Here is a 17956-nt window from a genome sequence, read left to right as displayed (position 1 = left end):
TCGTCGTCCCCCGGTCAGGCGTCGGCGTCGCCGGCGGCGGTCCCCGCCCGGCCGCCGAGGACCGAGGCCGCCACCTCGCGGCGGACCACGACGAGCCAGTGGTGCTGCCGGTCCGCCTGGTGGATCAGCCGCTCGAACAGCTCGACGTCGACGCGTCGGTCCACCTCGCCGAGGGCGCGCAGGGTCTCGAACCCTGCCCGCTTCGCCACCACCGCGGTGGCGATGAACTCCCACTCGACGAGGTCGCTGAGCGGCGAGCGGGTGAAGAGCCGCCCGTTGAGCTTGAACCGGCCGAGCTTCTCGGCCGCCCATGTCACGGCCTGCTTGTACTCGCGCACCGGCACCCCCAGCGCACGCATCGTCGTCAGCAGCGCGGCGCGCTCCTCGCGGAGCTCGTCGAGCAGCTGCGCGAGCGCGTCGTCGTGCGGCCCGCCGCGGTGGTGGCCGAGCATGCGGGTGACGAGCTCGACGCCGCCGGTGGCCGCGGCGAGGTGGTCGTTGCAGTAGACGGTCAGCAGGTCGGGGTTGCGGGCGCCACCGGGGGCACGCGACTCGGGCACCAGGCCTCCAGGGGCGGGCAACGGCGACGGGGCCCCAGTCTTCCCCCCGTACCGCACAGCCCGCTCGGCGTGTGCCCCGGTCAGCCGCGGAGCAGGACCGCGACCCCGACGCAGCCGGCGGCCCACAGCCCGCTGGCCAGGGTGCCCACGATGAACCGCTCGGCCGCCGCCGGCGCGCGCAGCTCCGAGAACCGGCCCAGCCCCTTGACGGCGAGGACGACGGCGAGCCCCTCGGGCCACCCGACGAGGAGGGTGGCGGCGATCGCCCCCCGCTCCAGCACGCCGATCCAGGCCCCGCCCCGGAGGATCTCGGGATCCTGCGGCCCGCCCGACACCCCGGCGGCGGCGGGGTCGGCGGCGTGCAGCACCGCCGTCGCCACCGGACCGCCACCGGTGACCGCGGCCAGCGCCGCGAGCGCCGCGCCGGCCTGCGCCGCGCCCGCCCCGCCCGCGGCCGGCCAGGCGAACGCGGCGGCGACCGCGAGCGCGCCCACCAGGGCGATCGCGCCGGTGGCGACGGAGGCCCGCTCGCCGCGGAGGGCCAGGGCCAGCCCCGTCACGCAGACCAGGGCGAGGAGCACGAGGACCGCGACGGTCATCCGGCAGCCCTCTCCAGGAGCCGGGCCGCCGTCGGCCGCAGCTCGCGCTCGAGGTCCCAGGACGCGGCGCTCAGGCGCTGGCCCACGGCCTGCCGGGTGATCCCCAGCGCCTCGGCCGCCTCGGCCTGGGTCCGCCCGCCCTCGACCAGCTCGATCGCCTCCCACGCCTGCCGGCTGCGGCGCCCCACCAGCACCGCCAGCGCACCGAGCACCGCCTGCGCATCGGCGGCGTCGGAGGCTACCGCCCCGCGCACGGCCAGGCGCACCGACCGCTGCTTGGCGGCGTCGACGGCACGCCGGGCGCACAGGAAGGCCGGCCCCGCCGCGGCCCGGGTGCTGGAGGGCAGCGGGTGCTGGACGGCCCCGGCGCCGATGCCGATGCTCCACCCGCCCAGCCGGACCAGCCGCAGGGCGACGTCGACCACCGTCTCCGGCTCACCCAGGACACCCTGGAACTCGTCGCCCGCCGTCCGCTCGAAGGCCAGCACCGCGCCGACGCCGGCGTTGAGCTCGGCCAGCACGTCGGCGACCCGGTCGGGCCCGCGCCGGCTGCCTCGCTGGTCGACGGTCAGGACGTACACCATCGCGAAAGACTCCCACCTTTCACCTCCGCATGCAAGTCTCAGAGCTTGTCGGCTACCTCGGCGGGGAAGCCGCCGGTCGCGATCGGGCCCCACGCGGTCACGGTCACCCGGACCAGCGCCTTCCCCTGCCGCTGCATGGCCGCGCGGTACTCCGCCCAGTCGGGGTGCTCCCCGCTGATGGACCGGTAGTACTCGACCAGGGGCTCGAGGGCCTCCGGCAGCTCGAGCACCTCGGCCTCCCCGTCGAGCTGCACCCACGGACCGTCCCACTCGTCGGAGAGCACGCACAGCGAGACCGCGGGGTCGCGCCGGGCGTTGGTCACCTTCGCCCGCTGGGGGTAGGTGGAGACGACCACCCGCCCCTCGGCGTCCACCCCGCAGGTGACCGGGGAGAGCTGGACGCCCCCCTCGCGGCGTCGGGTGAGCAGCACCGCCCGGTGCCGTGGGCGAAGGAACTCGAGCAGGGACTCCCGGTCGACCCGGTCGGCGGTCGCGATCTTCGGCATGCCGCGCACGCTACGACGCGGGTGTGATGATCGTTTCCTGCCCGGTCGGTCGCGCACATCTGTGTTGAGATCGGTGCATGAGGATCCGCTTGCCCGGTCGCACCGACCCGCCGCCGGACGGGACCCCCGACGACGTCGAGCCCGACCAGCCGACGCCGGAGGCCGGTGTCCAGCCGGCCACGCACGCCCCCGCCCCCACCCGTGAGCGCGGGGAACGCCTGCACCGGGCGAGCCGGGCCGTGGCCGTCGCCTCGGCCGAGCTGCTGCTGATCGTCGGCGGTGTGTACGTCCTCGGCTGGGTCGTCGGACAACTCTGGGTCGTCCTGCTGCCGGTCGTGCTGGGCCTGCTGTTCACCACCGTGCTGTGGCCGCCCACCCGCTTCCTGCGCAACCACGGCTGGCCGGCGGCCCTGGCCGCCCTCACCGTCCTGCTCACCTTCCTCGCCGCCTTCGGCGGGATCATCGCGCTGATCGCGCCCCCCGTCGTCCGGCAGGTCGAGGAGCTCGCCGACGGCGTCAGCGTGGGCCTCCAGCAGCTGCAGGAGTGGCTGACCGGCCCGCCGTTCAACCTCGGCCAGGAGCAGATCGGCACCGCCGTCGACCAGGCGATCGACTCGATCCAGGGCAACGCGCAGAACATCGCCTCCTACGCCGTCACCGGAGCCACCGCCATCGGCGGGATCCTGATCAACCTGGTGCTGGCGCTGGTGCTGACCTTCTTCTTCCTCAAGGACGGCCCCCGCTGGGTGCCGTGGCTCGCCGCGCAGACCGGCCCCCCGGCCGCCCCGCACGTCGCCGCGCTCTCCTACAAGACCTGGTCGACGCTGTCGGAGTTCATCCGGCAGCAGGCCCTGGTCGGGTTCTTCGACGCCTTCTTCATCGCCCTCGGGCTCTGGATCCTCGGCGTCCCGCTGGTCCTGCCCCTGGCGGTGCTGACCTTCTTCGGCGCCTTCGTCCCGATCATCGGTGCCTTCGTCGCCGGCGGTTTCGCGGTGCTGATCGCGCTCGTCGACAGCGGCCTCACCACGGCCCTGATCGTGCTCGGCATCGTGATCCTCGTGCAGCAGATCGAGGGCAACATCCTGCAGCCGATCCTGCAGGGCCGGGGACTGAACCTGCACGCCGCCGTGGTCATCCTGGCCGTGACCGCGGGCGCCAGCCTGGCCGGCATCGTCGGCGCCTTCCTCGCGGTCCCGGTCACCGCGCTCATCGCCGTCGCCTACCGCTACGCGCGTGACCAGCTCGACGGGAAGTCGCCGGAGATCCTCCCCGACGGCACGCGGGCGCAGATCGTCGCCGACGAGGTCGGCGCCCACCTGACCCGCGAGCCGGTCGCCGAGCCCGCGGGCCAGGACGCCGACGGGCGCGAGGGCCGGGAGGAGACGGCGAACCGCTGAGCAGGGCGGCCGGGCGCACCCCACCGGGAATGCGGCGGTGCGCCCGGCGGCTCTACGGGGCGAGGTGTGACCCGCCGTCACGCCGCACGACCCCACAGGAGGTGCCCCGTGGCCCAGCGACCGGACGACCTGGTCGAGCTGCTCCCGGCGGCGGAGCCGTTCCTCGCCCGCGAAGCGGCGGTCGGCGACGCGGCCGAGCGGCCGGGGCTCGTGCTCGTGCACGACCTGGCCGGCGACTTCGACGCCGCCTCCGCCGGCACGCTCGCCGGCGCGCACCTGCTGGCCGGCCTCCCGCACGAGGTGATCGCCCGCTTCGACGTCGACAGCCTCGTCGACTACCGAGCCCGCCGGCCACGCATGACCTTCAACGCCGACCGCTACGAAGCCTTCACCGCGCCGGAGATCCTGCTGTACGCCGTCGAGGACGACGCCGGCGCGCCGTTCCTGCTGCTGCACGGCGCCGAGCCCGACTACGCCTGGGAGCGTTTCGTCGCCGCGGTCGGCGGGCTGGTCGAGCGGCTCGGCGTCACCTCCGTCGCCGCGCTGCAGGCGATCCCGATGCCGGTCCCCCACACGCGGCCGGTCACCGTCACCGCCCACGCCACGCGCCGGCAGCTGATCGAGTCCTACCCGGTCTACTGGGGCGAGCTGCGCATCCCGGGCAGCGTCTCGGCGTTGCTGGAGCTGCGCATGGGCGAGGCCGGGGTGGACGCCTTCGGGGTCGCCGCCCACGTCCCCCACTACCTGGCGCAGGCCACCTACCCCGCCGCGTCGCTCGCGCTGCTCGAGAACCTGGAGCAGCTCACCGGCCTGCGGCTGCCCACCGAGGCGCTGCGCGAGGCCGCCGAGCTGCACCGCACCGAGGTGGACGCGCAGATCGCGCGGTCGGCCGACAACGTCGCCGTCGTCGCGGCCCTCGAGCAGCAGTACGACTCCTTCACCGCCGCCCGCGAGGGCACCGACCTGCTCGGCAGCACCGGCGAGGTGCCCAGCGCCGAGGAGATCGGCGCCGAGTTCGAGCGGTTCCTCGCCGACCAGGACCGCCGCCGGGAGTGAGCCCCCTCGTCGCGGGCCCAGCGACCCCGCGCCCCCCGCGCCGGGATCAGGTTCCCTGATCGTGGCGTGTCCTCCCTCGCGGTGTGCGGTGAGGGTGGACGCGCTGCGGCGAGGGAGGACGCCAGCGCCCGGGACCTGCTCGGCTGGTCTGCGCCACACCTCGCCGCGGCGTCGGGACGGCGGACGACGCACGGCGGGCCGCGACCGGTGATCCGGTCGCGGCCCGCCGCGGTGGTGCTGGTGTCGCCCGAGGATCAGCCGGCGACGACGACCCGCTCGTTGGGCACGCAGTGCGTCATGACCAGGCCGGTCACGTCGCGCGGGCCGTTCTTGCCGAGGTTGGCGGCGCGCTGCTGCTCCTCCTCGGTGAGCGTCTGGGTCTGCAGCGGCGGCAGGCCCCGGACGTCGTCGGCGGTGATGCCCAGCGCGTCACCGACGCGCTGACCCCACTCGTCCTCGCACATGAAGAAGTGCCAGACCATCCGCTCCTGGATCTCGCGGCTGCACTGCTGGAGGGCGCCGACCAGGTTGGTGACCAGGTCGTCCTTCTCCCACTGCTCGCTGAGCAGGTAGCGCTCGCCGGCCTGCTTGTAGTCGTTGGTCCGCGGAATCCGCTTGCGGGTGAGCCGGCCGTTGATGACCGGGCCCTGCTCGTCGTGCGTGGGGTAGGTCGCCTCGCGCAGCCCGCCGGTGATCGACGGCTCGTAGTTGACGTGCGGGTTGGCGCCCACGTTGTCGCGGCCGTAGGACATCGGGCCGCCCTGCTGGTTGGTGTTCACCGGCACCTTGGGGCGGTTCACCGGCAGCTGCAGGTAGTTCGGCCCCACGCGGTAGCGCTGGGTGTCGGAGTAGGAGAACGTCCGGCCGACCAGCATCTTGTCGTCGGAGAAGTCCAGCCCGTCGACCAGCACGCCGGTGCCGAAGGCGATCTGCTCGTTCTCCGCGAAGTAGTCCTCGGGCATCCGGTTCAGGGTCATCGTCCCGACCTTGCGGAGCGGGAAGACCTCCTCCGGCCACACCTTGGTGTCGTCCAGCGGGTCGAAGTCGAGCTCGGGGTGCTCGTCGTCGCTCATGAGCTGCACGTGCAGCTCCCACGACGGGAAGTCGCCGGCGGCGATCGAGTCGTAGAGGTCCTTGGTGTGCGCACCGAGGGTCTGCGCCTGGACGGCGGCAGCGTCGGCGGCGGTGTAGGACTTCACGCCCTGCTTGGGCAGCCAGTGGTACTTGACCAGGACGGTCTCACCCTGGGCGTTCACCCACTTGTAGGTGTTCACGCCGAAGCCCTGCATGTGCCGGTAGGACGCCGGCAGACCCCGCGGGCTGAAGACGAGGGAGACCATGTGCATGGCCTCGGGGGTCTGGCTGAAGAAGTCGAACGCGCGCTCGGCGACGTTGGCCTCGAAGGTGACCGGGTCCGGCTTCTGCGAGTGGATGAAGTCGGGGAACTTGATGGCGTCCCGGATGAAGAAGACGCCGAGGTTGTTGCCGACGAGGTCCCAGTTGCCCTCCTCGGTGTAGAACTTCACGGCGAAGCCGCGCGGGTCGCGGGCCATCTCCGAGGAGTCGCGGCCACCGGCCACGGTCGAGAAGCGCAGCGCGACGTCGGTGCGCTTGCCCTTCTCCTGGAACAGCTTCGCGCGGGTGTACGTCGCGATCGGCTCGTCGCCGACGGTGCCGTCGGCCTCGAAGTAGCCGTAGGCGGTCACGCCGCGGGCGTGCACCACGCGCTCCGGGATGCGCTCCCGGTCGAAGTGGCTGATCTTCTCGAGGAACTGGTAGTTCTCCAGCGTGGCGGGGCCCCGGGCGCCCACCGTCCGCTGGTTCTGGTTGTCGTAGACCGGGTGGCCCTGACGGTTGGTCAGGACCGGCTTGTCGGCCTGGCTGGGCGCCGTGCCCTGCGATGCGACGTCGGTCATGCTCTCGTTCCTCCTCGGATTCCGTGCTCTTCGAGCCGCTCAGGTCCGGCGGCGTCCGCGACCCTGCGGCCGCGGTCCTGGCAGGTCCGGCACAGGCCCCAGAACACGACCTCGGCCTCGTCGACGACGAAGCCGGCCGTGTCCGACGGGGCCAGGCAGGGGGCTGCGCCCACGGTGCAGTCGACGTCAGCGACCGCGCCGCACGAGCGGCAGACCAGGTGGTGGTGGTTGTCGCCGACCCGCAGCTCGAACAGCGCGGGCGCACCCGCGGGCTCGATCCGGCGGGCGATCCCCGCGGCGACCAACGCCTTGAGCACGCCGTAGACGGCCTGCGGGGACAGCGACGGGTGCAGCACGCGGGCGCCGGTCACGATCGCCTCGGCGTCCGCGTGCGGACGGTCGGCCAGCACGCTCAGCACCGACAGGCGGGGACGCGTCACGCGCAGCCCTGCCTCTCGCAGCTGGTGCGCCCAGGTCGTCTCCATCGGGACCCATCCAACGCCCTTTTCTTGAGTCAGTCAAGAAAAGGCGTCCACGGTGGGTGAAGACGGCCGGGCCTCGCCGCCCCGACGATCAGCCTCCCTGATCACCGAGCGTCCTCCCTCACCGTGCACCACGAGGGAGGACACCGCATGATCAGGTCACCTGATCATCGCCTGGGGGCGTGGTGGTCAGGCGAAGACGATGGTGCGGTCGCCCTCGACGATGACCCGGTCCTCCACGTGCCAGGTCACCGCCTGGGCCAGCACCTGCCGCTCGACGTAGCGCCCGACCCGCCGCATGTCCTCCACCGTGGCGCGGTGGTCGACGCGGGCGACCTCCTGCTCGATGATCGGCCCGGCGTCCAGCTCGGCGGTCACGTAGTGCGCGGTGGCGCCGATCAGCTTCACCCCGCGGTCGTGCGCGGCCTGGTACGGGTTCGCGCCCACGAACGCCGGCAGGAAGCTGTGGTGGATGTTGATCAGCCGCTCGGGGAACCGCGCGCAGAACTCCGGCGAGACGATCTGCATGTAACGCGCCAGCACCACCAGGTCGACGTCGCCCACGATCTCCAGCGCCCGCGTCTCGGCCTCGGCCTTGGCGCCTGGCGTGACCGGGACGTGGTGGAAGGGGATGCCGGCCGCGGCCGCCACCGGCTCCAGGTCGGGGTGGTTGCTGACCACCGCGGTGATGTCGGCCCGCAGGTCACCGGCGCGGACCCGGTAGATCAGCTCCTGCAGCACGTGGTCGGTGCGGCTGACGAAGACGGCGACGGTCGGGCGGTGCGCGGCCTCGACCAACCGCCAGGTGAGCCGCCAGGCGCGGGTGAGCTCGCCCAGCCGCTCCTCGAGCTCGGCGCGCCGGCCGGCGAGGTCGGCCAGCACGAACTCCAGCCGCAGGGTGAAGATGCCGCCGCTGGGGTCGGAGGAGTGCTGCTGGGACTCGGTGATGTTCGCGCCGACGTCGGCCATCAGACCGCTGAGCGCCGCGACGATCCCCGGACGGTCGGGGCAGCGGACGACGAGCCGTCCCAGGTCGGCGGTGCGGGGATCGAGCTGACCAGCGGCGGACATGGCCGGAATCGTCCCAGAGCCGGGCCGGAGCCCCCGGAGAGGGGCGGCCGCTCACACCCCGGGGAGGGATGCGCGCACGGCGCCGGCGACGTCGAACAGGTCGCCGTACTCCTCGACGCGGGCCAGCACCTGGTCGGTGGTGAAGCGCAGCCCGGCCGGGTCGAGGGAGCCGTCGCGGACGGCGTCGACCTCGTCCCAGCCGATCGGCGTGGAGACCGTCGCCCCCGCCCGTGCCCGCAGCGAGTACGGCGCCACCGTGGTCTTGGCCGGGTTGTTCTGGCTCCAGTCGATGAGGACCTTGCCCGGGCGCAGCGCTTTCTCCATCCGCCAGACGACGTGGTCGGGCGTCTCGGCCGACAACTCCTGCGCCAGCTTCTTCGCGTACCGGCTGGGGTGCTCCCGGTCATCGGGCGTCTCGATCGGCGCGTACACCTGCATGCCCTTGGAGCCCGACGTCTTCACCACCGGATCGAGCCCGTCGGCCTCCAGCCGCTCCCCCAGGCGCTCGGCGACGAGGCAGCACTCGTACAGGCCGGTCTCGGGCCCCGGGTCCAGGTCGAGCACCAGCAGGTCGGGCAGCTGGGCCACCCCGTCGTCGTCGACCCGCCACTGCGGCACGTGGACCTCCAGCGCCGCCAGGTTCGCCGCCCAGGCCAGGTCCGGGACGTCGGCCAGCAGGACCATGTCGAGCGTCTCGCGCCCCCGCGAGCTGCCCGGGCTCGGCAGCGTCACCCGGCGCACCCAGTCCGGGGCGTGCCGGGCGCTGTTCTTCTCGAAGAACGCAGGCCCCTCCACCCCGTCGGGCCACCGGGTGAAGGTCACCGGGCGACCGGCCACGTGGGGCAGCAGCACCGGCGCGATCCGCACGTAGTAGTCGATGACCTGCGCCTTGGTGAAACCGACCTCGGGGAAGAGCACCTTCTCCAGGTTCGACACCGCGAGCCGCCGGCCGCCGATCTCGACGAGCTGCCTGGCGGGGCTCAAGGTTCGCTCCCGCGGGGCGCTCCGCTCCTCGCTCGTCCCTCGCGGCGATGCTCACGCCCCCGTCCGCTCACGATGCTCACGACTCCCTCACCACGTCATCGGGCTCGAGGTCGTCCCGGACGCCGCGCCAGATCGGGTGCCGCAGCCGGCCCTCCGCCGTCCACACCGCGTAGGCCACCTCGCCCACGAGGTCGGGCTCCACCCAGTGCGCGTCGCGGGTGACCTCGCGGGGCAGGTGGCCGTCGAAGGGCGGGGTGCGCCGCCGGGTGAGCAGCCGTTGCAGGTCGCGCAGGTCCTGGTCGCCGAAGCCGGTGCCCACGTGCCCGACGTACACCAGCCGGCCGTCCTCGTCCGGCACGCCGACGAGCAGCGAGCCGATGGTGCCCGCGCGCCGGCCCTGCCCGGGCCGCCACCCGCCCACGACGACCGACTGGGTCAGGAAGTTCTTGACCTTGCGCCAGTCGGGGCTGCGGACCCCCTCGCGGTACGGGGAGCGCAGCCGCTTGGCGACGACGCCCTCCAGGCCGTTCTCCTCACTCGCCGCCAGCACCTCCGCGCCGTGACCCGGGAACCAGGGCGTCAGCACCCAGCGGCCACCGGCCGGGGCCAGCTCGTCGAGGAGCTCCCGGCGCTCGGTGTAGGGGTGCGAGCGCAGGTCGGTGCCGTCGAGGGCGAGCAGGTCGAAGACCAGGTAGCTCACCGGCGCCGCCGCCGCCAGGCGCGGCACCTCCGGCCCGGTGCGGTGCATGCGGCTCTGCAGCGCGCCGAAGTCCGGCCGCCCCCGGGCGTCCATCAGCACGACCTCGCCGTCGACGACGGCGTCGCGAGCGGCCAGCGCCTCCGGGAGCCGCGCCACCTCGGGATAGCGGACGGTGATGTCGCCGCCCTTGCGCGAGGCGAGCGTCAGCCGCCCGTCGCGCACCCCGGCGACCGCCCGGACGCCGTCCCACTTGAACTCGTAGCCCCACCCGTCGTCCCCGGCGGGCATCTCCCCGGGGACGGCGAGCATCGGCAGCGGGAGGTCGGCCGGCTCGGGCGCCGCCACCTCAGGCGCTGCGGCGGGCCCGCTTGGCCGGTGGCTTGTCGCCGCCGGCGGCCCGCGCGGTCGTCTTCTTCGCCGGGGTGGCCGCCGCCTTCCGGGGGGCGGCCTTCTTCGCGGCGGCCTTCTTCGCCGGCGCCTTCTCCGCCGTGTCGTCCGCCGCCTTCCGCGGCGCGGCCTTCCGCGCGGACGTCGCCTTCTTCGCCGGTTCGGCGGGGGCGTCGTCCGCCACGCCGCCCCGGGCCCGCTCGACGCTGCGGCGCAGGGCGCTCATCAGGTCGACGACGGCGGCACCGTCGTCCGGGGCCTCGGCCGCCGGCTGGGCCACCTCGCCGCCGCTCTGCTTCGCCTCCAGCAGGGCGGTCATCGCCTCGCGGTAGTCGTCGGTGAACTGCGTCGGGTCGAACTCGGTGGTCATCGAGCCGATGAGCGCCTCGGCCATCGTCAGCTCCTGCGGCCGCACCGAGATGTCCTCGTCGAGGAAGGCGAAGTCGGGACGCCGGATCTCGTCCGGCCACCGCATCGTGTGCAGCACCAGGACGCCGTCGCGCACGCGGAGGGCCGCCAGCGACTCGCGCTGCCGCAGCGCGATCTTCGTGATCGCCACCTGGCCGGCGTTCTCCAGCGCGTCGCGCAGCAGCACGTAGGGGCGGGCCGCGGGGCCGTCGGGCTCCAGGTAGTAGGTCTTCTCGAACATGATCGGGTCGATCTCGCCCTGGTCGACGAACTCCAGGACCTCGATCTCCCGGCGGGTGCTGAGCGGCAGCTCCTCGAAGTCCTCGTCGGTGAGGATCACCACCTCGCCGCTGGGCAGCTCGTAGCCCTTGGCGATGTCGGAGTACTCCAGCTCCTCGCCGTCGACCGAGCACACCCGCCGGTACTTCACGCGGCCGCCGTCGGCGGCGTGCACCTGGTGGAAGCGGATGTCCTTGTCCTCGGTGGCCGAGTACAGCTTCACGCCGATGCTGACCAGGCCGAACGACACGGCGCCGCGCCAGATCGATCGCATGCCGACCCTCCCTCGCGCCCGTTCCGATGGGCGGTCCCGGACCCGCAGCCGGGTCAAGATCGCAGGATAGGTCCGCGGCGCCCTCCGCGGCAGCGCGAACGCCGCGCCGGGTCCCCCCGACGGAGGACCGCGGACCTCTCAGACCTCCTCGGCCGCCCCGTCGTCCGCCGGCGCGAGCGCCCCGTTCTGGATCGAGTCGTAGACGAACTGCAGGACGTCGGAGCCGGCGACCGTGGTCATGGTCAGCGCGGCCAGCCGGGTGGCCCGGGGCGCGGTCACGTAACCGAAGACGAACGCCGTCCCCACCCACTGGGCCAGGCAGAAGGGGCAGGTCAGCAGCTCGCCGACGGCGTGCTTGACCCCGCCGTGCTCCCGCACCTCCTCGGCCACCTCGGCGTGCCCGGACGTCCCCTCGTAGCGCACGAACGGTGCCCGCAGCGGGCTGGTGACCGGGTCCTTGGCGATGCGGCGGGCCAGCCGGAACGTGGCGATGGTCAGCAGCGCGACGTCGCCCAGCGGGATGCGGTCGGGCAGCTGCTTGCCGGCGGCCCGCACCGCCGCGGCGCCGCCGACCACCAGGCTCGCGTAGACGCCCATGGCCCCCAGGTCGCCGGCCAGCGGCCGGGGCTCGCCCTGGGTGTACTCGCGCTTCTGGGTGCGTGCCCACCGGCGGAGGGGTGCTCCGACCCGCTGGACCTCGTCTGCGATCGCCATGGCCCCCCGCTACCCGGCGGGCGCACGACCATGCCGCCCGCACGGAGGCAGTGCCAGGACCCACACCGGCGCATGGCGGCCGGGCACCCGGGTAGGGCGGGAGACCGACGCCGGTCCCCCGACCGGCGCGGCGTCCCCGTGCGACGCCGGCGAGAACCACGCGCGCACCCCGCGCAGAGACGGAGGCACCGCATGACGCAGCCCGAGGGCCAGACCGCGCGCGACGTCTTCCCCGAGGACGACGGCATCCCCGAGGTGGCGCAGGACGACTCCCCCACGCAGGCGTGGAAGGAGGACCCCCAGTTCGCGCCGCTGCCCGGCGAGCGGCCCACCGCCACCACCGACTTCGGCACCACCGCCCGGGAGCAGTCCGAGGGCGAGTCGCTCACCGGCCGGCTGGAGCGGGAGCTGCCCGACGACGCGCTCGACGTCCGGCCGGCGGAGGACCCGTCGCGGGCGGAGGCCCAGCTGGAGCAGGACACCTCGACCACCCCCGAGAGCGACTCGGGCACCAACCGCACGGCCGACGACGTGGAGGCCACCGCGGACCTCCCCGTGGGCGGTGAGGGCCCCGAGGAGTCCGCCGTCCACGTCATCGACGGCTGAGCCCCTCCCCCCACGCACCACCGACCCACCCCCCATGGCCCCCGACCGGGTGCCCGCCGGGGGGGTGGGTTGGCGCGCGCCCGGCAGGTTGTCTACGTTGGGTCAGCGGTTCAGCAGGCAGCCGCAACGTGCCGGGCCCGGTGGCCCGGTGCGCGACACGTTCGACCACCGCGAGCCGGGGGCCCGGGCCCCCGGAGACGCGGAGCGGTAGATTGTCCGGGCGGCCCGTCGTCCGGGTCCGCCGAGAGGAGCCACTGTCCGTGACCACTTCCGACCTGCCCGCCGAGGGGCAGCCCGACGTGTCGACCGAGGGCACCGAGGCACCCTTCGACGACGTGATCACGCTGTCGACCTCCACCGACGAGGACGGCGCTGTCACGGTCACGGTCGTCGGCGAGGTGGACACCTTCACCGCTCCGGTCCTCCGTTCGACCCTCGACAGCCAGCTCGAGCAGCAGCCGCGTGAGCTGGTGATCGACCTGTCCGGCGTCCAGTTCCTGGGCTCGGCCGGTCTCGCCGTCCTGGTCGAGACGCAGAAGTCGGCCCGCAGCCGCGAGGTCGCCCTGCGCCTCATCGCCACCACGCGCGCCGTCACCCGGCCGCTCGAGGTGACCGGCCTGATCGATCTCTTCACGATCGCCGACGCCCGCTAGCGACGTCTCGTCCCGAGCACGACGAAGGCCCCCCGGTCCGCCGGGGGGCCTTCGTCGTGCTCAGGCGGTGAGCAGCCGGCAGACGGCCTGCTCGAGCACCTTCTGGGTGTCCCGGTCGGCCTCCGCCTCGTCCGCCTCCCCCAGCGCCTCGGCGACCGTCTCGCCGTGCTCGAACCGGTCGACGACGCGGGGGTCGACGTAGCTGGCCTTGCAGACCGCCGGCGTGTTCCCCAGCTGCTCGCTGACCCGCTTGTACGCGGCGCTGACCAGCTTCTTCCGGGCGGTCTTCGACGCCGGCGGGGGCGCCTCGGCGAGCGCGGCCGCCATGAGCACGGTCGCCGTCCACGTGCGGAAGTCCTTGGCCGAGATCTCGGCGCCGCTGATCTCCTTGAGGTAGGCGTTGATCTCCGCGCTCGTGACGTCGCGCCACTCGCCGTCCTCGGTCTGGTAGGCGAGCAGGTCCTCGCCCGCGTCGGCGGGGCGCTCGAGCAGCTGGCGGACGACGGTGGCGGTCGGCCGGTCGGTGATCTCCACCTCGCGCTCGATGCCACCCTTGGCGACGTAGGAGTAGAAGGTCCGCTCGCCGCGCACCGAGACGTGGGAGCGCTTGAGCGTGGCCAGGCCGTAGGTGCCGTTCTCCTCCTCGTACTGCTCGCTGCCCACGCGGAACGCGCCGAGGTCGAGCAGCCGGATGGCGGTGGCCAGCACCCGCTCCCGGCTGAGACCGCGGCTGCGCAGGCCCGCGCGCACGGCGTCGCGCACGTCGGGCAGCTGGCGAGCGATCTCCAGCACGCGCTCGTGCTTCTCGGCGTCCCGGCGGGCGCGCCACTCGTCGTGGTAGCGGTACTGCCGCCGTCCCGCGGCGTCCAGCCCCGTCGCCTGGATGTGCCCGTTGGGCCACGGGCAGATCCAGACGTCCTTCCAGGCGGGCGGGACGGCGAGCGACCGGATGCGGTCCAGCCGCTCGTCGTCCCGGATCAGGGTGCCGTCGGTGTCGTAGTACGCGAAGCCGCGCCCCGCCCTGCGGCGTCGGAAGCCGGGGCCGTGCACGTCGCTGCGCCGCAGTCTCACGGACCGTCCATGGGCACCGGAGGCGTTCCGCAAACGCCGTGGTACGCAGGGTCACAGCTCAGCGGAGGTCGACCAGCCCGTCCAGGCCGCTGATCTCCAGCACGTGGCGGGTGACGCCGCCCGCGGGGGCGTGCACCACCAGGCGCCACGACTCGTCCCGGGCGATGCGCGCCATCGCCAGCACGACGCGGACCGCCGCGCTGCTGAACAGGCCGACCTCGCAGAGGTCGAGCTCCATGGGGGTGGCGCCGCCGTGGCTGGCCTCCAGCATCCGGATGCGCAGCTGCTCGGCGGCGGCGGCGTCGATGGCACCCCCCGCCCGCACGACCGGCCGCGGGCCCTCGCGGTCGACCACCACGTCGGCGCCGTCGGCGACGCGCTGCGGATCGGTCTCCTCGTCCGGGGTCCGCCGCAGCCGGAAGCTCAACGTCACCGTCGTCCCGTGGTCCTCCGTCAGGGTCACGCCGTCGACCAGCTGCCGCATGATCAGCAGCCCGCGCCCCCGGTCGCCGGGGTCGCGGTCCGGCGGGCGCCAGGTGCCCTCGTCCTGGACGGTGACGGTGAGGACGCCGTCGACATCGACCTGCGCGGTCACCGACATCGGGCCGGGCTCGGCCCCCCGGTAGGCGTGCTCGGCGGCGTTGGCGCAGGCCTCCCCGACGGCGACCATGACCCCGACCCGGTCCTGCTCCCCCATGCCCAGCTCGGTCAGCCAGGCGTTGAGCCGGCGGCGCACGCCGGGCAGCGCCGCCGGCACCGCCGTCAGGTCCAGCCGGAGCGCCTCCTGGGTGGTGGCCCGCCGGTGGGCGACGAGGACGGCGACGTCGTCGAGCCAGCCGTGCGGCCGGCGCACGCCCTCGGCGATCGCCCCGGCGAGCCCGGCCGCCGCCTCAACGTCGAGGGCACCGGGCTCGTCCAGCGCCTCACGGGCGGCGGAGCCGAGCCGCTCGAGCGCCTCGGCGGGGGGCTCGTCGAGCCCGGCGACCGCGCCGTTGGAGAAGAGCACGAGGGTGGCGCCCTGGGCCAGCTGCGCCTCGTGCAGGGGGGCAGGCGCCCCGGGGAGGCTGCCGAGCGGGGGCCGGGGGGTCACGGTCAGGAACGTGCTGCGGCCCCCCGCGTCGACCACCAGCGGCGCGGGGTGCCCGGCGGCGCTGTAGACCAGGCGCCCGCTGGCGGCGTCCAGGACGCCGTAGAACACCGAGGTGCCCTCGACGTCGTCCATCTGGGCGGCGAAGGCGTCGAGCGCCGCGAGCACGGCCGCGGGCTCCGGGTCGCCGAGCAGGACCGAGCGCAGCGCGCCGCGCAGCCGGCTCATCGCGCCGGCCGCGGCCACCCCGTGCCCGACGGCGTCGCCCACCGCGAGGGCCACCCGCCCCTTGCCCAGCGGCACGGCGTCGTACCAGTCGCCGCCGGCCGCCGAGAGCTCGGTGGCGCGGTGGTAGCTGCCGGACAGCACGACGTCGGGGAGCATCGGCAGCGACGGCGGCAACAAGGCCTGCTGCGCCCGGTGGACGTCGTCGGCGGCGAGCGCCTCGATCACCAGGAGGGCACCCGGCCCGCCGGCGACCGCGAGGGGACGCGCCGTGGCCGTCGCCATGGGTCCCTCGGGGCCGAGCGCGCCGCTGAGGGTCTCGGTCCGGCCGGCGCGCACCGCGGCGTCGACGAGGTCGGCCAGCGGGCGACCGGAGAGCTCGGGGAGGCCGCCGCGGCGCGCCTCCAGGCCCCGGGCGCGGGCGTTGGCCCACAGCGGCTCGGCGGCGTCTGCCGCGAGGCAGAACAGCGCGTCGGGCGAGCTCTCCATGGCAGCGAGCAGCACGGCGGAGCCCTCGTCCAGGGCGCCGTCGGTGCGGGGTGGCAGACTGCCGGAACCGGTGCTCATCTCCGGCCAGCAAACAGCAGGGCCCCGGTGGCGGCAACCGCGTCCCGGGGCGCAGAACCCGTGGTCCGCGCCACGTTTTGCGGTCGGTGCGGGACGGGTAGGCAGCATCCTTGTGCACCGACCGGGAGCCCGGTCCGCGCCCCCACCGGAGGCCGGGCCGCCCGACACGTAGGACCGCCGCGGCTCGAGGGTCGAGCGCGCCGGGAACGAAGGAGCGGACGACGGATGGTCGACTCGAGGGCCCCCCTCGCGCAGGACGGACGGCGCGCGGAACGGCTGGAGCTGCGGGTGCCCACCACCCCGACCCAGCTGCCCGCGGTCCGGGCCATGGCCGGTGACCTGGCGATGCGCATGGACTACGACCTCGACGCGGTGGAGGACCTGCGCCTCGCGGTCGACGAGGCCTGCGCCACCCTGTCGACGATCGTGGAGGGCGATGCGCCACTCACGGTCGTCTTCGAGACCACCCGGGCCGGCCTGCACATCAGCGCCTGGGTGCCCACCTCCGACGGCACCGAGGTGCCCACCGACGGGTTCGGCTGGGCGGTGCTCGCCGCCCTGGTCGACTCCGTGGAGGGCCGCCGGTCCACCGAGCGCGAGATGCCCGGCGGCAACGGTGACGACGTCCCGGTCGCCGTCATCTCGCTCGCCAAGTACCTGCCGGGCCAGCGCCCGGCCGGCGTGGGCAGCGACGACAACGTCTCGGTGGCCCGGTGAGCCGGTCGGCCGCCGCCGACTCCGTCGAGGAGGAACCACTGGACGCCACCGACGGCACGCCGGTCGACCCCCCGGCGGACGAGCCGGTCGCCATCCCGGAGCAGCCCACTCGGGGCACCTCGGCCGCGCCGGTGGCCGACGCCGAGCCGGTGACCGACGCCGAGCCGGTGGCCGAGGTGGAGCCGGACGCGCCCCCGCTGTCGGAGAACCGGCGCCGGGCCGAGCGGACGGCACCGCTGTTCGCGGAGCTCGCCACGCTGGAGAAGGACGACCCCCGCCGGGAGCGGCTGCGGGAGATCCTGGTCGAGGAGCACCTCCCCCTGGTGCGCCACTTCGCGCGCCGGTTCAGCAACCGCGGTGAGCCCTTCGACGACCTGCTGCAGGTCGGCACCCTGGGGTTGATCGCGGCCATCGACCGGTTCGACCCGACGCGGGGCGTGGAGTTCCTCTCCTTCGCCGTCCCGACGATCACCGGGGAGATCAAGCGGCACTTCCGCGACCAGGGCTGGTCGGTGCGGGTGCCGCGCCGGCTCCAGGAGCTGCACCTGTCGCTCAACGCCGCGGTGGGCGAGCTGGCGCAGAAGAACGGCCGCGCGCCCACGCCGTCGGAGCTGGCCGAGCACCTCGGCATCCCGCGCGCGGAGGTGCTGGAGGGCCTGGCCGTGGCCAACGCCTACCGCAGCAGCTCGCTGGACGAGCGGCTCTCGGGCGAGGACGACTCCCCCACCCTGGCGGCGACGCTGGGCGAGGAGGACGCCGCGCTGGAGGGCGTGGAGTACCGCGAGTCGCTCCAGCCGCTGCTGGCCACCATCCCGGCCCGCGAGCGCCGCATCCTCATCCTGCGGTTCTTCGGCAACATGACCCAGTCGCAGATCGCCGCCGACATCGGCATCTCGCAGATGCACGTCTCCCGCCTGCTCAGCCAGACCCTGGCCAAGCTCCGCGAGGGCCTGCTCAAGGACTGAGGAAGGACCTCCCTGCCCCCGCGTCTCGCACCCTCGGCGCGGGCCCCTGCAGGAAGGCCTTTCCAGCACGTCGCCAGGCTCAGGGCGGGCCCCTGACGAGGGCCGTGGACGCCGATGGCCCAGAACTCCACGAGTTCTGGGCCATCGG

Annotated in this window: 19 protein-coding genes; 6 read left to right on the top strand and 13 right to left on the bottom strand. The window is 74.3% G+C overall.

Annotated elements, in window-relative coordinates; translation table 11 throughout:
• Positions 1-14 precede the first annotated feature (14 nt).
• From ACI79P_RS11340 to ACI79P_RS11325, 4 genes are all read right to left on the bottom strand, one after another.
• Positions 15-560, bottom strand: coding sequence for a hypothetical protein (locus ACI79P_RS11340; protein WP_456581151.1), 546 nt, complete (start codon positions 558-560; stop codon positions 15-17).
• 80 nt (positions 561-640) lie between these two features.
• Positions 641-1159: a hypothetical protein gene (locus ACI79P_RS11335; RefSeq protein ID WP_456581150.1), complete on the bottom strand. Its 519-nt coding sequence runs from the start codon at positions 1157-1159 to the stop codon at positions 641-643.
• Positions 1156-1743, bottom strand: coding sequence for a hypothetical protein (locus ACI79P_RS11330; RefSeq protein ID WP_456581149.1), 588 nt, complete (start codon positions 1741-1743; stop codon positions 1156-1158). Before ACI79P_RS11330 ends, ACI79P_RS11335 begins: the two co-directional genes overlap by 4 nt.
• Before the next feature lie 38 nt (positions 1744-1781).
• Positions 1782-2249 carry a PPOX class F420-dependent oxidoreductase gene (locus ACI79P_RS11325; RefSeq protein ID WP_456581148.1) on the bottom strand — a complete coding sequence of 156 codons (468 nt, stop codon included), beginning with the start codon at positions 2247-2249 and terminating at the stop codon, positions 1782-1784.
• 89 nt (positions 2250-2338) lie between these two features.
• Between ACI79P_RS11325 and ACI79P_RS11320 the strand changes: the two genes are divergently transcribed.
• Positions 2339-3646, top strand: coding sequence for an AI-2E family transporter (locus ACI79P_RS11320; protein ID WP_456581147.1), 1308 nt, complete (start codon positions 2339-2341; stop codon positions 3644-3646).
• Positions 3647-3754: 108 nt separating this feature from the next.
• Positions 3755-4702 carry a proteasome assembly chaperone family protein gene (locus tag ACI79P_RS11315; protein WP_456581146.1) on the top strand — a complete coding sequence of 316 codons (948 nt, stop codon included), beginning with the start codon at positions 3755-3757 and terminating at the stop codon, positions 4700-4702.
• Between the two features lie 254 nt (positions 4703-4956).
• On the opposite strand, the gene ACI79P_RS11310 is transcribed toward ACI79P_RS11315, so the two are convergent.
• The 7 genes from ACI79P_RS11310 to ACI79P_RS11280 all read right to left on the bottom strand — a co-directional run bounded on the left by ACI79P_RS11310 (position 4957) and on the right by ACI79P_RS11280 (position 11917).
• On the bottom strand, positions 4957-6618 hold the full coding sequence (locus tag ACI79P_RS11310) for a catalase (RefSeq protein WP_456581145.1): 1662 nt from the start codon (positions 6616-6618) through the stop codon (positions 4957-4959).
• On the bottom strand, positions 6615-7103 hold the full coding sequence (locus ACI79P_RS11305) for a Fur family transcriptional regulator (RefSeq protein ID WP_456581144.1): 489 nt from the start codon (positions 7101-7103) through the stop codon (positions 6615-6617). The genes ACI79P_RS11310 and ACI79P_RS11305 overlap by 4 nt, the downstream gene beginning before the upstream one ends.
• A gap of 186 nt (positions 7104-7289) precedes the next feature.
• On the bottom strand, positions 7290-8171 hold the full coding sequence (purU, locus tag ACI79P_RS11300; protein ID WP_456581143.1) for a formyltetrahydrofolate deformylase: 882 nt from the start codon (positions 8169-8171) through the stop codon (positions 7290-7292).
• 51 nt (positions 8172-8222) lie between these two features.
• On the bottom strand, positions 8223-9155 hold the full coding sequence (gene ligD, locus ACI79P_RS11295) for a non-homologous end-joining DNA ligase (RefSeq protein ID WP_456581142.1): 933 nt from the start codon (positions 9153-9155) through the stop codon (positions 8223-8225).
• 76 nt (positions 9156-9231) lie between these two features.
• The gene (gene ligD, locus ACI79P_RS11290; protein ID WP_456581141.1) at positions 9232-10200 is read right to left on the bottom strand and encodes a non-homologous end-joining DNA ligase; all 969 of its coding nucleotides are present in this window, start codon (positions 10198-10200) and stop codon (positions 9232-9234) included.
• A gap of 1 nt (position 10201) precedes the next feature.
• A complete protein-coding gene (gene ku / locus ACI79P_RS11285) occupies positions 10202-11203 on the bottom strand; it encodes a non-homologous end joining protein Ku (RefSeq protein ID WP_456581140.1) in 1002 nt (333 codons plus the stop codon).
• Positions 11204-11341: 138 nt separating this feature from the next.
• Complete coding sequence (locus ACI79P_RS11280) at positions 11342-11917, bottom strand: DUF1360 domain-containing protein (RefSeq protein WP_456581139.1); 576 nt, start codon at positions 11915-11917, stop codon at positions 11342-11344.
• Between the two features lie 192 nt (positions 11918-12109).
• On the opposite strand from ACI79P_RS11280, the gene ACI79P_RS11275 reads away from it, so the two are divergent.
• Positions 12110-12523, top strand: a complete 414-nt coding sequence (locus ACI79P_RS11275) for a hypothetical protein (protein ID WP_456581138.1) — start codon at positions 12110-12112, stop codon at positions 12521-12523.
• Positions 12524-12783: 260 nt separating this feature from the next.
• Positions 12784-13176, top strand: coding sequence for an STAS domain-containing protein (locus ACI79P_RS11270; protein ID WP_091933845.1), 393 nt, complete (start codon positions 12784-12786; stop codon positions 13174-13176).
• Positions 13177-13236: 60 nt separating this feature from the next.
• Here ACI79P_RS11270 and ACI79P_RS11265 read toward each other — a convergent pair whose 3' ends face one another.
• Together ACI79P_RS11265 and ACI79P_RS11260 are read right to left on the bottom strand one after the other, a co-directional pair.
• The gene (locus tag ACI79P_RS11265) at positions 13237-14247 is read right to left on the bottom strand and encodes a DNA topoisomerase IB (protein ID WP_456581137.1); all 1011 of its coding nucleotides are present in this window, start codon (positions 14245-14247) and stop codon (positions 13237-13239) included.
• Between the two features lie 58 nt (positions 14248-14305).
• Complete coding sequence (locus ACI79P_RS11260) at positions 14306-16126, bottom strand: SpoIIE family protein phosphatase (protein WP_456581136.1); 1821 nt, start codon at positions 16124-16126, stop codon at positions 14306-14308.
• Between the two features lie 225 nt (positions 16127-16351).
• Here ACI79P_RS11260 and ACI79P_RS11255 point away from each other — a divergent pair, with 225 nt between their 5' ends.
• Positions 16352-16843 carry an ATP-binding protein gene (locus ACI79P_RS11255; protein WP_456581135.1) on the top strand — a complete coding sequence of 164 codons (492 nt, stop codon included), beginning with the start codon at positions 16352-16354 and terminating at the stop codon, positions 16841-16843.
• Entirely contained in the window at positions 16840-17808 is a 969-nt protein-coding gene (locus tag ACI79P_RS11250; RefSeq protein ID WP_456581134.1) for a SigB/SigF/SigG family RNA polymerase sigma factor, read from the top strand. Before ACI79P_RS11255 ends, ACI79P_RS11250 begins: the two co-directional genes overlap by 4 nt.
• Positions 17809-17956: the final 148 nt, after the last annotated feature.

The sequence above is a fragment of the Blastococcus sp. SYSU DS0510 genome (assembly GCF_054050835.1).
This window is presented reverse-complemented; position numbering and strand designations above follow the sequence as displayed.

What these genes read in the sequence shown, in the direction of transcription:
- ACI79P_RS11335 (WP_456581150.1), bottom strand. Translation starts at nt 1,159, where the DNA reads ATGACCGTCGCGGTCCTCGTGCTCCTCGCCCTGGTCTGCGTGACGGGG.
- ACI79P_RS11330 (WP_456581149.1), bottom strand. Translation starts at nt 1,743, where the DNA reads ATGGTGTACGTCCTGACCGTCGACCAGCGAGGCAGCCGGCGCGGGCCC.
- ACI79P_RS11325 (WP_456581148.1), bottom strand. Translation starts at nt 2,249, where the DNA reads ATGCCGAAGATCGCGACCGCCGACCGGGTCGACCGGGAGTCCCTGCTC.
- ACI79P_RS11310 (WP_456581145.1), bottom strand. Translation starts at nt 6,618, where the DNA reads ATGACCGACGTCGCATCGCAGGGCACGGCGCCCAGCCAGGCCGACAAG.
- ACI79P_RS11305 (WP_456581144.1), bottom strand. Translation starts at nt 7,103, where the DNA reads ATGGAGACGACCTGGGCGCACCAGCTGCGAGAGGCAGGGCTGCGCGTG.
- purU (WP_456581143.1), bottom strand. Translation starts at nt 8,171, where the DNA reads ATGTCCGCCGCTGGTCAGCTCGATCCCCGCACCGCCGACCTGGGACGG.
- ku (WP_456581140.1), bottom strand. Translation starts at nt 11,203, where the DNA reads ATGCGATCGATCTGGCGCGGCGCCGTGTCGTTCGGCCTGGTCAGCATC.
- ACI79P_RS11280 (WP_456581139.1), bottom strand. Translation starts at nt 11,917, where the DNA reads ATGGCGATCGCAGACGAGGTCCAGCGGGTCGGAGCACCCCTCCGCCGG.
- ACI79P_RS11275 (WP_456581138.1), top strand. Translation starts at nt 12,110, where the DNA reads ATGACGCAGCCCGAGGGCCAGACCGCGCGCGACGTCTTCCCCGAGGAC.
- ACI79P_RS11260 (WP_456581136.1), bottom strand. Translation starts at nt 16,126, where the DNA reads ATGAGCACCGGTTCCGGCAGTCTGCCACCCCGCACCGACGGCGCCCTG.
- ACI79P_RS11255 (WP_456581135.1), top strand. Translation starts at nt 16,352, where the DNA reads ATGGTCGACTCGAGGGCCCCCCTCGCGCAGGACGGACGGCGCGCGGAA.